This is a genomic window from Salimicrobium halophilum (assembly GCF_900100295.1).
GTDB classification, from domain to species: Bacteria; Bacillota; Bacilli; order Bacillales; family Halobacillaceae; genus Salimicrobium; species Salimicrobium halophilum.
This window is the reverse complement of the sequence record NZ_FNEV01000003.1, coordinates 24,242-37,084: the sequence shown is the minus strand read 5'-3', so window position 1 is coordinate 37,084 and position 12,843 is coordinate 24,242. Positions and strand designations below refer to the sequence as shown.

Sequence of the window (12,843 nt, the reverse complement as noted above, 5' to 3'; positions counted from 1 at the left end):
GATAGCATGGCTTACACAGTAAAAGAATTGAATCCAATTGTAAAAGATGTACTCGGAGTTGCAAAAGCTTTAAAAATTGATAGGGAAGATTTCGGCAAAAATAGAGAAGATCTTCAATTAGTCGTGGATGAGGGAGAGGCGGAAAAGCGCTATTCTTTTCAGTACAACCCTGGTAAAGATGATTATCGCATCCATAAGTTGCCTCAAAACTTGAGCGAAGAGCAGATACTTGATAGCCGTGTAGAAGGCGAATCATAAAATCAATCAAATTTTAAAAGCCAGCAGAGGATTATCACTCAATTCTCTGCTGGCTTTTTTTGGGATTTTATAGAAGATTAAATGGAAGAAAGCCGACTTCATAACAGTCGGCTTTCTTTTTGTATTATACTTCTTCTTTTTCTAAAATAAGATAATTCATATCTTTTCTTGAGATATCATTGTACCGCTTCTGGTTCGCAAAGTAGAAAACGATTCCTAGTAAGATCCATACGCCGAGCGCGATATAAGATTCTTGTCCAAGCGACGATGGTAACGGTGGGAACAGTAGCAACACGAGAAATCCGAGAGCACTCAACAAACCGAGAAGAGAGAATACTTTCCGACCTGGAGAGACCACAGCTTTCGGATTTTTCTTTTTGCCTGCTTCCGAAAACGCGAAATACTTGAATGCTGTAGCTGTACAGAAGAAATAAGCGATTGCTACACCTGTAGAAGACATGTCCACCACCCAAAGTAGTGCCTCACGTCCGAACCATGGAGCAATCAGACAGATGAGAACGGTGAAAATGATGCCTACGTAAGGTGTATTGTATTTCGGATGCAACTGACGGAACGCATTAGGCAAAATGCGGGCCCGTCCCATTGCGAACGTAAGACGGCTTGATGAAATCATGAAGCCGTTAAGCCCTGTGAAGATACCCATAGAGACAGCTGCAGCAATGATGAATACGCCGAGACGCCCCATATAACTCTCAATGGCATAACCGACACCCCACTCGATATTCTGGGAATCGATGACGCCCAGAAGGTCCTGCCAAGGCATCGTACTTGCAGTAATAAGAATCATTGCTGAATAAGCAAGTCCAGCAGCGAGCAGAGACCAGATGATAAGGCCGAAAGCTTTCTGTGGTTTGAAATTGAATTCTTCCGCAGCTTGCGGAATGTTATCGAACCCGACATAAGCAAATGGAGCAAGTGCCAGGATGGTCAAGATTGAAATGATCATCGATTGATCAGGCTTGAATGCAGGAGTTGCATTCGATAAGCTTGGTCCTTCTGTAAAGATAGCCCCAAGTCCTAGCAGAACGATACCTGTAATAAGAATCATTGCAAATACAAATTGGATATTACCTGAGAACTTCGCCCCGCGAATATTCAACAGACCAAAGATTATAATAGCAAGACTTGATACTAAGATTTGCATAATAGAAACATCATAGCCGGCGACGGTATACATCGTTCCAATCGCCATAATATCCGGGAACAGGAACTTGGCCAATAGAGATAGCGCGGATGCGTTCAGTGCCACGATACACATATAGCCGAGGGTAAGGAACCAACCGGCCACGAAGGCGAATTGACGTCCGAATCCTATGTAGGCATAGGCGAATTCTCCACCTGTAACGGGAAACTTCTCAATAAGGAAGCCGTAACTGACCCCGATTACCATCATAAGTGCTGCCCCGAGCAGGATACCGATGATGACTCCCATTGGTCCCGCATCGCTCATCCAGTCCGGTGGCAATACAAAAGCTCCCCAACCAATGGCGGAACCGAAGGCGATTGCCCAGACCCAGTGTGGTTTAAGCGATTTTTCTAATTTCTTTCTTTCCCTTATAGCCATAAGGTGTACATCCTCCTAAAATACTTTTTCCCCAATTCGACATAATTGGGGTTATTTTTTGTGCATTCCTCATTGTAAACAAAATTAAACTCATTAACCACCACATTTGAAGAGAAAGTACCATTATGAACTTTCTTATTTACAATTTTTTATTACAGACGATATTAAAAGAAACACGAGTTTAAAGGGGGGAAGGGACGAACTTTGGTTCGTCTAAATAAATGTCAGAATATAAATGGAGTTTGAGTAGAAAGGTTATGTTAGTGATTGTATTGGCCTTTGCTACATTGTCGATGACAGTAATGCCGGTTTCGGGAGATACAAAGGGAAGTATGACAATCAAGTCCGCTTATGATGACGGACGTGGCACGAAAGAGTTAGATGTAAGCATCAATAATATCGAGGGTTTACACGCAGGTCAGTTTGAGCTTCATTATAATTCAGATTTCGGATACATAAGAGATGCCGAACTGGGAAGTGTGCTCGGGGATAGTATCACTTCACTCAATATGGAGCAGGCAAAAGAAGGAGTAATCAGCCTCTCTTTTGCATCCCTTAAGGAATTGCCAGAGTCGGGAACGTTGTTGGATTTCGAATTTTATGTACAACAATCCAATGACTCGACAAAAACGGAATTCACATTAAAGGAAGCAGCACTTTATAACGAAGAAGAAGAAGAGATTTCCTATAATTCGAGTGAAGGGTTCATCAAACCGTTCCAGGGAGAAAGCCTTCCGAATCAGGAAGTGACCAGTGATAAAGAATGGACTGTTTCCTTTAATACCGAAATGAGTGGAGAGATTGTCAATTCTTCTACTGTTTTCGTTTTGAATCACAGAGGGGACATAGTGCCTACGGAGGTTGAACTTCGTGATAACGGAAAGAAAGCAGTCGTTTCACCGGTCAACGAATACGATAATAGATATCGCTATGAACTCATTGTATCGGAGCAACTATTCTCATCGGATGGTCAATTATTAAAGCAGGCAGTCAAATTGCCGTTTGCAATCAAATAGATTAAAAAAGGAGAGGCAGTTATAGATGATAAAGAAAGCAGGAACAACAATTCTCTTAAGTTTAGTTTTAATCATGAGTGTTGCCGTACCTAGCGTATTGGGGTTTGATGGACCGACGCTCGAGGTGGAGGAGGTTTCCACCACAGGTGAAGAGGCGACTGTTAATGTGAAACTTTATGAATTCAGCAATTTGTCAGCAGGAAGTTTCAAAATCATTACACCTGATGAAGAATTGGAACTGAAAAGTATAGAAATGTCTCCGGATTTTGATGAAGGGAGATTCCGTTCCACAGTAAATAAAAACGGGAACCAGGCTGAAATAAGCTTCTTGAGCAGAGCGGTGGACGAAGAACATAGCGTTACAAACAGTGTGGTTGCTCAATTGACGTACAGCCTTCCCGATGATTTTCAAAATGGCGAGTCACTGGAACTTCAAATCAGCACTCCTTCGTTCACAGACGAGGATGATGAAGAGCTTCTAGAAGAGAAGTACCATGGAAGCATTACGAAAGAGAGAGCCACAGGAGATGTGCTGGGCACGAACGAAATGAATGCAGCACAGGCTCTTCGTGTTTTACAGCATGCGGACGGAAAGAAATCACTAGACGAAGAAGCACAGAAATTTGCGGACGTGGATAATGATGCGAACATAGCGCAGACGGATGCACAGAAGATATTGGACCGGGTTTCCGGGAAGCGGATGAACTTCCTGTCCTTCGATATAGAACAGGAAATCAATGTGTACACAGGGTTAGCTTTTTCTAAACAACTGAAAGTGAAAGATGGACATGGTCCTTTGGAATGGGATGAAAGTGGCTTGCCACGAGGGCTTGAGCTGAACGAACAAACAGGGTTGATTACAGGAGAAGCTGAAGATACGGAAGAGGCGGAAGTAACGATTTCTGTAACGGATCGTACAGGTAAAGAAATTTCTAAAGAAGGAATTCTCTTTAAAGTAGAAGAGTCGAATGTCGCTTCTGTCGAGAGCCTTAAAACAGTAAAAGTTGAGAAAGGGGAAGCCCTTGAACTTCCAGAAAAAATGGAAGTAACTCTGAAAAGTGGAGTGACACGGGAAGAAACCGTTACTTGGGAAGAATTTGATACAGATAACGTTGTTGGAGAGTATGCGGTAACAGGGATGCTGGGTGAGAGCGGCATTACGGTCCAGGCAAACGTACTGATTTTTGAAGGGGAAGCACCTGAACTTTCAGAAGAAGCACTGAAATCCGTAGAAAGTGAATATTCTTCCTTCGGTGTGCATGCCGTTTACGTAGAAGGTAGAAGTGATGTAGCGAGAGTCGAAGTTGAATTTACTCGTGCCGATTCGAGTCGTACGGAAACTCTGAATATGCACTATGAAGGAAACGACAAGTACAGCCAGGCCATAACCCAACTGCCTCGTGGGGCTGAAATAAAAGTGAGTGCCTACGACGAATATAATGACCTGATCACAGAAGAAACACATTTCGTTAACTAAGGGGGAAGATCAATGAAAAAGCTTTATTCAAACGTCGTATTGTTGACGTTAAGTTTACTGGTGATATCAGGGGTGTTTCAGACTTCTGTCGTAAATGCGGCAGTTGGGGGTGCCTTTGATGATTTCGAATTTACTACGATAAAACAAGATAGTGTGTCTTTCGAAACGAGAGCTGATACGCCTCCTACAGATGGTACTCTCCATTACTTGATTTTGAGAGAAGGACAGAATCTGAGCGATGGTTCAGCGGCAGCTGGTACAAACTATCCTGATTTTCTTGATGAGGCAGATGTAGTAGCAAATGCAGAGAAGTTAAATTTAGAAGGTTTCTCTGAGCTCAAATTTGCTGAAGATCTGATCAGTGGTCAGAGTGAAATCGGAAGTACGATAGATGGTCTGATTGCTGGAACCGATTATACGCTTCACGTGGTCGAAAGAGAAGAATCGGCTATACCTCAAGAAGATCGTCCCGAGATTACTGAAGCTATAATAAAAGATATCCCTTACAACGAATCCGACCAATATTTGATTACTGCTAATTCATCCGGCAGTGGATTTATCGTGCAAAACGATGAAATGGGAAATAAATATTTCAAAGATACAAACACAACAAGTGATAATACAAAATTGGTGTTGAATACTAATACAAGTGCAGGTGATAGTCAGGATAATAAAATAACGATAGAATTCGATAATACTAACGCAACGGGTGAAGAATGGCTGTTGACTATCGAAAATGATGATGTATCTATCGAACATTTACCTAAAGCCGATTTCATTGCAGCCGAAGACGGTGTATTTCATTTCAGTACGGATGGATTCCCTGCGATGAACACTCAAATTTCAGGGGATGACCCGGGGGTTACAATTTCCGGAAACAGCTATGTGGATCCGACATGGAGGTACATACGTGGCGTGCGCTCCGGACAAATCAATGGAACACTTCGTGCGAGGTTCGAAGGTGATATCGAATTCGTTGCCGGGCAACGGGATGCAATTACTTTGAGAGACCCGGACGGTAGCAATCATGTAGATAGTGTGAGCGTTCAGGGGGATGAACTTATTGTTAAATATGGTCCATTGGAACCTGAGACGGAATATGTTCTGGATATCCCTGATGGTACGCTTGCAGCTCAAGGCAACGGAAGCTACAACGTAGATACGGACAATATCATTTTTTATACGGAACAGAAAGCCAGAGTCATGAGTACGTATTTCAGCCCTAGTCTACAGAGGTTCGATCACGAACGAAGTCCTTTCCGCAGAGGGACTGAGTATGCAATCCCAGGACTATATGGATTGAACGCTGCCGGTGTAGGAGTTAACCAGGCGTTGGTCGTTCAATTCGAAAACTCGGTAGCTGAACTGAATCCTGATAAAATTTCTGTGAAAACAAATCCGATTCAGCCGGACCTTGATTATGAACCGGTCATTAATGAGAAGGATCCCAGTCAGCTATTCATCAATTTCGACACTTCCCATCCTGATCGACTGCTTGAATATGGAACGATTTATGAGGTAGTTATTGAGCCGGGAGCTGTAAAAGATGAGTTCGGTGGAAGTGTTTATGCGGAAAACAGTAAAATCACTGCTGATTTCAAGACAGCTGATGGATTCGAGAACGTCTTCTTGAACCAGACAGCGCAGGACTTGAATAGAGAAATCTTACAGAATAGCAGTCACAATATCGCTATTGATGTCCCGGATGTTTACATTCAAGAATTGGAAACCATCCACTACAGAGATGGTTTGGTGCCGAATGAAGAAGTTGCACCGAACCTCACGAACATCGACATTGATGCTCATAATTCTGTAGAAACGATTGAAATTGTGACCGACCGAGGGGTAAGAGAAAATATTACAAGAGGTAATAATGAGAAGTTTTCAACCATTTACGCTGGGCTGGATGCTGACATTTCTGATATCAAAGTGACGGCTTTTGACCAGCACGGAAAAGTTCTGGAACGAAGATCTTTCCGATTACAGGGAGCTCCAGGGTCCGAGTTTGTAAACAACTATGTTCCTGAGATAACGAATGTATTCGGAACTACGCTTTCGTTATACGAGTTGTTATCGAACCCTGATCTTATGCAACAGATTCTCGAACAGATTCCAGTCAGCGAATTGAACCGTATCGGTGTATTTTATCCCTATGATTTATAATTCCTGAATAAGCAATAGAAAAACCTCTGCTCCTGATGAAGGAGCAGAGGTTTTGTGTTGAATAAGTTTCAGTTGTGTATCCACGTCACTTAACTTGAAACAGCATATGAACGTTATGTTCGATAGGTATTCCTTTTGAGGATGTGACATTCTCATTGACGATCAAATAATACTGAGCCTTGCTGGTCAAAGGAGAAGAAGGGGAAACAGTAACTGTCTCCTCGTTATATCCAACTACACTATCCACGATATTTCCGTTCATGTCCTGAATATAAACGTTCTCGGAAGTTACAGAAGCAGGATCAAGGCTTGTGTTCCAACTGAGAGTCCACTCTTTATTTGGATCGACTTCCTTTTGCTGAGGGAAGATTCTCCAACCTTCTTCAGACTCTGTGACATTAACTTTTACCGTTTGTTGATATCCGCCGCTTTCTGTAGTCCCGATAATCTCTGTACTGCCGGATGCTTTTCCGAAGATGGTTCCGTCCCAGGAAACGGTGGCTACCTCTCGATTCTTAGACTTCCATTCCATTCTTTTGTTTGTATTTTCAGAAGGGAAAAACGTCGTATTTATTTTTTGGAATGTCAACGCGGACATGGAAATCTCTTTGTTCTGAATGGTGAATCCCGAAAGTCGGGATGGTTCGCCTTCTTCTACTATAAGCTCAAGGCTTCCTTTTCTTCTATTATCGAGAGTAGTGACCCGAATTGTACTTGTTCCCGGAGAATGTGCTGTAATGATACCCTCATTATCAACTGTTGCAATCTGCTTATTATCAGACTCCCATTGCAGGATTCTCTGGTCCGTTGCGAATTCGGGGAATATATTGTATTCCAACTGGAACTCTTCGTCCTCCCAAAGTTTCAGAAGTTCTTCAGAACGTACTATGTGTATTTCATTAACTGGTACCCTTACTTCAACCGGGATTGCGTCAGTGAAACCACCATTTATCGAAGTGGCTGTAATAGTGGCTTCTCCTTCTGAAACAGATGTTACGGTGCCCTGAGGATTGACTCGTGCGACAGAAGGGTCTGAAGAACTCCATATTACTCTTTTATCAGTAGCGTGATGGGGATAAACATTAAATTCAAGTGTGTATCGATCTTCTTTTAATCCATCATCCGTTAAAGTCCTCTCCAAGGTAAGAGAGTTCTTAACGATGTCTATGTCTGTTACAGGTACTTGAACGCTGACTTTCACGGTGTCCGTGAATCCACCATCGGCACTCGTAGCTTTAATGATTGCGGTGTTAGAGTCAGAATGGTCTCCTACAGCAGTAATCTCTCCATTTTCATCTACGGTCACCACGTCAGGATTGCTGCTATCCCAGTAAATGGTTTGATTGATAGCACTCTCAGGGGAAACGGTAGCTTCCAACTGATAAGTTTCTCCTTTTTCCAATTGTACATTCGTTTCTTTGATATCGATGCTTTCTACAAAATGTAACTTCAATAACCGGGGTTCTGTCTGAGTCATTCCAGTACCGTCCCCGAGCTGTCCGAAATCATTTTTCCCCCACGTATAAACATTCGTAGCGGATGTTCTTGCTAAAGAGTAGCCGTATCCTGCCTCTACTTCTTGAGCCTTTTCAGGTAAGGCGATAGGTTTTGGAGAAGAAACGATTTCTTCTCTTCCAGTCAATTCTCCGTAATTGTTTTCTCCCCATCCGTATACAGTTCCGGATTCATCAATAGCCAGGTTATGACTGTGACCAGAAGCTATATCCGTTATATTTGTCAGTGAATCGATTCTTTCAGGATTCCCGGAAGAATTGGATTGTCCAAAGTAATTATGACCCCACGACCATACGTCTCCACTTTCATCTAAAGCGAGAACATGAGAATATCCTGTGGAAATCTTCTGTATAGGTGGAAGGTTTTCGATTTTTTCAAGGGATCTAGTGCGTCCCACGTTTTTCATGAAAATGTTACCTATGTTTTGACCGAAACCGTACACATTCCCGGAAGAATCCAACACCAGGTTATGATTTTGATAGACAGCTATGTCTTTTATATCAATATCATTAGTAGCGATTTTTTTAGCGGCGTACTTCGCATTTGATGAAAGAATGTGCTGACCGAGCTGATCCAATTCATTGCTTCCCCAGGACCACAAGCTTCCCGACTCATCAATCGCTAATGCATGGGAACTGCCGGCTTTTATAGCAGTGATGTTAGATAAAGGAACGTACTCTGCATTAACCATTTTTTGTATTTTTGTGGGGGTTTTAATGATTCCAGGAGTTTCCTTATTAGTCAGTTCTCCGTAGTAATTCGATCCCCATCCATACACCTCCCCGTTATCAGTAAGGGCGAAAGATTGTCTCTCTCCTGCCTCAAGGCTTGTAATCGTTTCATTCGGAGGTAGGGAAGTGATGCCTTCTGGTGAAAAGCGATGGTCGGTGTCCTCCGTACCTAATTGTGCAAAGTTGTTTCGGCCGAAGCTTATCATGTTATGAGGTCGTTCCCCTTCTCCTGACAAAAAAAGCAGCGTATGGTTAGAATGGACCGACATCGATTTAGCCAAAGTAGGAAGAGGAAGCAATGCAATCACAGTAATTGTGAGTAATAGTGTGACAATAAACTTATTCATAAATGATTTCCGCCTCCATTAACTGGTCTTCCGAGTAATACTCAGGAATATTTTCTGCTCTAAAGTATCCGTTCTGATCATCATTCAATTCAAAAGAAGCGATGTCTCCTATTTTTAAGTAGGGGTACTTACCGTTCGGGATTTCCAACTCTGATGCTTTGATTATAACTTCTGTTGGTCGGTCCTCATATGGCAGAACAACTCCTCCAGCATCCGACAACGTTTTATGAAGAGGGGTGTCTTCTTTATCTCCGACGGTGAACGCCATCACGGTATGATTACTCAAATGTTGTCCGGAGAAGGAAAGGGATTTATTGATAAGTAATTTGTATTTCTTCCCTTCTTCATACCCTTGGTCATTGGGGGAGACGACGACTGTTTTCTTATCGACCCTAAAAGTGACAGGGACTGGAGCTCCTGTACTGTCGATCACTTCAATGTTGAATTCGAGCTCTTCGGGGGGGTGATTGAATTCTATCTTCCATGATTTGGATGGACTAACTTGAACTTGTTCCTCGAAAGTCGAAATCGAGTTCTCCTTTTGTGGGATATAAGAGCTCTGGTCCCAGTGATTTAATATATTTTTATTTTTCGACAAGTTAAGTAAGAGGTCGTTCTGTGTAATATCTAGATTGTCGATATATCTCAGGTTTTCCAGCGGCTCCGCATTGAAAATATCATTGTTATTCAGTAATACTGTGCTCAAGTTCTCATGGCCTGTAAGTGGCGCGATGTCCTGAACGTTATTGTCTGATAGATTCAAGTGTCTCAACGCCTTCAGGTTTTTCAGTGGTGTGATATCAACTATGCTGTTTTCTGAAACATATAAGTCTGTCAGATCATTTTTTTGTTTCAGAGATTCGATGTTGCTAACTCTATTTCCTGATAGATGAAGAATCTCCAATTCATTCAATTTGCGTAAAGGTTTGATAGAATCTATGCGATTATTATTGATCCAGAGATTAGAAAGTTCATAGGATCGCTGAAGTGGCTTAATGGAACGAATCAGGTTATTAGTAAGGTGTAATTCTTCGAGATCACGCAATTCAGATAAAGCATAAAGATCTTCGATCGAGTTATTGTTCAGATTGAGCCATTTGATGTTTTTAAGGTTATTAAGATAGGTGATGTTATCAATCTTATTATCACTCAAGCCCAAATGCGTTAAATCTTCCAGGCCACGTAACGGGTATAAATTCGAAATCTCATTGTTGCTGGCATATATTTTTTCTAAGGGTAATTCACTCAATGGAACAAGACTTTTTATATTATTATGGGAGATATTTATTTCCTTGAGGGATGTAAACTCCTCGAGCCCTGATAAATCACTGATTTCCTGCTTTGTTAAATTAAGTGTTCTTATCGTATTTACATCACTGTGGAAAACTGGAGTAGCACTACTAATCTCGAGCATTTCTTTAATTGATGCTTCCAATTTATCGTCCGCAAATTCTACGGCACGCTTTCCAGATTCCTGTTCCTGGGGGAGATAAGCGGAAGACGGAATGGATTTTAACCATTGTAGAGCTTCCGACCCCGCAGAAACATTGATGAAATTGTGGTTTATTTTTATTTCAGATAGCTGCTTTTTATCATACAAAGGAGAGATGTCAGTGATTTTGTTATATTGTCCCCATACGGACTCCAATTCAGACAAATCTTCCATGGGAGTCGTGTCCTGTATGTCATTCCATTGGAAATGAAGGCTCTCCAACTGACGAAGTTCGGTTACCTGTTCAAGGTTAGTAAGAGTATTATGATCTACCCACAGGTATGTTAGTTCCGTTAGGCCCCCAACACCTTCTAAGGTAGAAAGATTATTATTGTTCAAGAACAACCTGTGCAAGCCTTCAAAGGAGGTAAGGGGACGCACGTCGTCTATTCCATTATTATTTAAGCGCAGTTCTTTCAATGCCGGCAGGCTGTCCAGCCCAGTGATGTCAGTGATTGTATTGGAAGAAAGGCTCAGTACTTGTAGAGTCGGCTTAGAAGAAAGTGGAGATACTTCTGAAATTTGATTGTTCTGTAGAAACAGTTTCTCTAAATTACGAAGTTCATCCAATTCTGCGATGTCTGTAAGGTTGTTATGAGAAAGGTCGAGTTCTTCAAGGTTGGTGAATTTCTCGAGTCCTTCAAGGTTACTCAACTCTTTTTCACTAAGATCAAGTTCTTTTACGCTCTCTATCTCGGATGGTGTGAGTTGGTCTATTTGAAGTTCATTTTTGATTTCATCTTCAAGTTTCGGATTTATTCCGGTTGCTGCGTGTGAGTTATGATACAGAAATGTTGAAATGATACATGCCAAAAACAGGGTGATAAATTTCCTCAATGATCGTCGCCTCCTACAATAATTCCTTCTTTTATTATCGGCATAAAAAAAATGAAATGAAACGATGGGAATTCCATGTTTCATTTCACGTTGAATCGCTTGATTACTCCTTGTTGTGCCTGGTCTCCATCAGAAGATGTCCAGCCTTCCTCGATGACTAGAGTGTATTCTGACCCTGGAACGAGCAGGGAGGGAGTCAATTCGTAGGCGTGTTCATTTTCACTGGATGCTGATAGGTCGAACTCAACTTCTTCCCCTCCCAGTTGGAATAGGGTTGTATGGTTAGTGAGAGAGATTACGTCCGCCTGTTTATTCAGTAGAATTTCGAATGTCTTATCAGGGCTGACCTGGTTCATCTCAGGAAAAGGTCTATAATCAGTGACAGTTTCTAGTGCTTCATAATGAGAGTCGATCAAAGGAAGGTAAGTAACATGGTCGGGTTCAATCCCTGTATTATTAAATCTTTTACCATAAGGGCTTTCTATATAATGAGTGGATAGTAAAAATCCATCTTCATTATCAAGATAATAAGGTCTTTGCATAAGACCTTTCCCGTAAGTTGTGGAGCCATATAGTGGTCCGACTTCATAATCTTTATAGAAACCTGCCATGATTTCGGAGGCGCTGGCACTTCCCCCATTTATCAATAGTGAACTCGATTCCTCAAAGGTTTCTTTCTGAGGGAGGGAAGATAGTAGCTCAGTGGTTGAATGGTTTCTTATTTGAACAGCATTCTCTACCTGGGGAAAGAAACCTGCAATTTGGCGAGCAGTTCTGACATATCCTCCCGCATTGTTCCGGATATCGATCAGCCAGTGTTCGACCTCTTCTTCAGTAACAATGGAAGAGATTTCTTGGGCAAGGGTCCGGCTGAACGTATGAATACGCAAGTGACCGATGTTGCCTGCAAGACGATGGAAGGTGACAGAAGGCAAAGTGAGGGTTTTTCTTATTAAGGTAGTCGAATAGGTGTCTCCATTTCTCTTCAAGGTCAACGAGACAGTTGTACCTTTTTCCCCTTTAAGCATGGTGATTAGTTCTTCCGGCGTTTCAGTTGTCAACTCTATGTCATTCACTTCTATAATTTCGTCTCCAGGCTTTAATCCTTTTTCAGATGCCGGAGATTCCGGGAGGACCTCCTGGATAATTCTGTTTTTCAAAGTAATTCCAATCCCTTGAAGTTCCTGATCGATAGAGTTATAGACTTGTTCAAGCTCTTTCTTCGTGAGGTATCTTGAATAGCGATCCAGGTTTTGAAGAATTTCTTCTAACGGTCGATCCAAAAGTTCCGGGGAGATTTCTTCGACATAGTTTTCGGAAATGAATTGTTTCGCATCTTGCTCAGTTTGAGCTGATAACGTGGACGGAATGAGAAATAAGATGCACAGCAATATAAGGGGAATTCGGGATTTAAGCATGATA

Annotated in this window: 8 protein-coding genes; 4 read left to right on the top strand and 4 right to left on the bottom strand. The window is 41.9% G+C overall.

Features of this window, described 5'->3' with window-relative positions:
* The first annotated feature begins 6 nt into the window (after positions 1-6).
* Positions 7-258 (top strand): hypothetical protein, encoded by a 252-nt coding sequence (locus BLQ44_RS05900; protein ID WP_093192964.1) that lies wholly within the window; start codon positions 7-9, stop codon positions 256-258.
* A gap of 124 nt (positions 259-382) precedes the next feature.
* Here the strand turns inward: BLQ44_RS05900 and BLQ44_RS05895 are convergent, their stop codons facing one another.
* Positions 383-1,843, bottom strand: a complete 1,461-nt coding sequence (locus BLQ44_RS05895; protein ID WP_093192963.1) for an APC family permease — start codon at positions 1,841-1,843, stop codon at positions 383-385.
* Between the two features lie 257 nt (positions 1,844-2,100).
* Here BLQ44_RS05895 and BLQ44_RS05890 point away from each other — a divergent pair, with 257 nt between their 5' ends.
* Genes BLQ44_RS05890 through BLQ44_RS05880 form a run of 3 tightly spaced genes read left to right on the top strand, consistent with a single transcriptional unit; the run spans position 2,101 to position 6,499 of the window.
* On the top strand, positions 2,101-2,859 hold the full coding sequence (locus BLQ44_RS05890; RefSeq protein WP_143004699.1) for a hypothetical protein: 759 nt from the start codon (positions 2,101-2,103) through the stop codon (positions 2,857-2,859).
* A gap of 25 nt (positions 2,860-2,884) precedes the next feature.
* Positions 2,885-4,336 (top strand): Ig-like domain-containing protein, encoded by a 1,452-nt coding sequence (locus BLQ44_RS05885; RefSeq protein WP_093192961.1) that lies wholly within the window; start codon positions 2,885-2,887, stop codon positions 4,334-4,336.
* 12 nt (positions 4,337-4,348) lie between these two features.
* Complete coding sequence (locus tag BLQ44_RS05880; RefSeq protein WP_093192960.1) at positions 4,349-6,499, top strand: hypothetical protein; 2,151 nt, start codon at positions 4,349-4,351, stop codon at positions 6,497-6,499.
* A gap of 85 nt (positions 6,500-6,584) precedes the next feature.
* Here the strand turns inward: BLQ44_RS05880 and BLQ44_RS05875 are convergent, their stop codons facing one another.
* The 3 genes from BLQ44_RS05875 to BLQ44_RS05865 form a co-directional block, all read right to left on the bottom strand.
* Positions 6,585-9,092: an RCC1 domain-containing protein gene (locus tag BLQ44_RS05875; protein ID WP_093192959.1), complete on the bottom strand. Its 2,508-nt coding sequence runs from the start codon at positions 9,090-9,092 to the stop codon at positions 6,585-6,587.
* The gene (locus BLQ44_RS05870; RefSeq protein WP_176757438.1) at positions 9,085-11,421 is read right to left on the bottom strand and encodes a leucine-rich repeat domain-containing protein; all 2,337 of its coding nucleotides are present in this window, start codon (positions 11,419-11,421) and stop codon (positions 9,085-9,087) included. Before BLQ44_RS05870 ends, BLQ44_RS05875 begins: the two co-directional genes overlap by 8 nt.
* 80 nt (positions 11,422-11,501) lie before the next feature.
* Positions 11,502-12,839 carry a S41 family peptidase gene (locus BLQ44_RS05865; RefSeq protein ID WP_176757437.1) on the bottom strand — a complete coding sequence of 446 codons (1,338 nt, stop codon included), beginning with the start codon at positions 12,837-12,839 and terminating at the stop codon, positions 11,502-11,504.
* Positions 12,840-12,843: the final 4 nt, after the last annotated feature.

Bases quoted from the DNA above. Each gene is read 5' to 3' on its own strand.
- BLQ44_RS05900 (WP_093192964.1), top strand. From the start codon at position 7: ATGGCTTACACAGTAAAAGAATTGAATCCAATTGTAAAAGATGTACTC.
- BLQ44_RS05895 (WP_093192963.1), bottom strand. From the start codon at position 1,843: ATGGCTATAAGGGAAAGAAAGAAATTAGAAAAATCGCTTAAACCACAC.
- BLQ44_RS05890 (WP_143004699.1), top strand. From the start codon at position 2,101: ATGTTAGTGATTGTATTGGCCTTTGCTACATTGTCGATGACAGTAATG.
- BLQ44_RS05885 (WP_093192961.1), top strand. From the start codon at position 2,885: ATGATAAAGAAAGCAGGAACAACAATTCTCTTAAGTTTAGTTTTAATC.
- BLQ44_RS05880 (WP_093192960.1), top strand. From the start codon at position 4,349: ATGAAAAAGCTTTATTCAAACGTCGTATTGTTGACGTTAAGTTTACTG.
- BLQ44_RS05875 (WP_093192959.1), bottom strand. From the start codon at position 9,092: ATGAATAAGTTTATTGTCACACTATTACTCACAATTACTGTGATTGCA.
- BLQ44_RS05865 (WP_176757437.1), bottom strand. From the start codon at position 12,839: ATGCTTAAATCCCGAATTCCCCTTATATTGCTGTGCATCTTATTTCTC.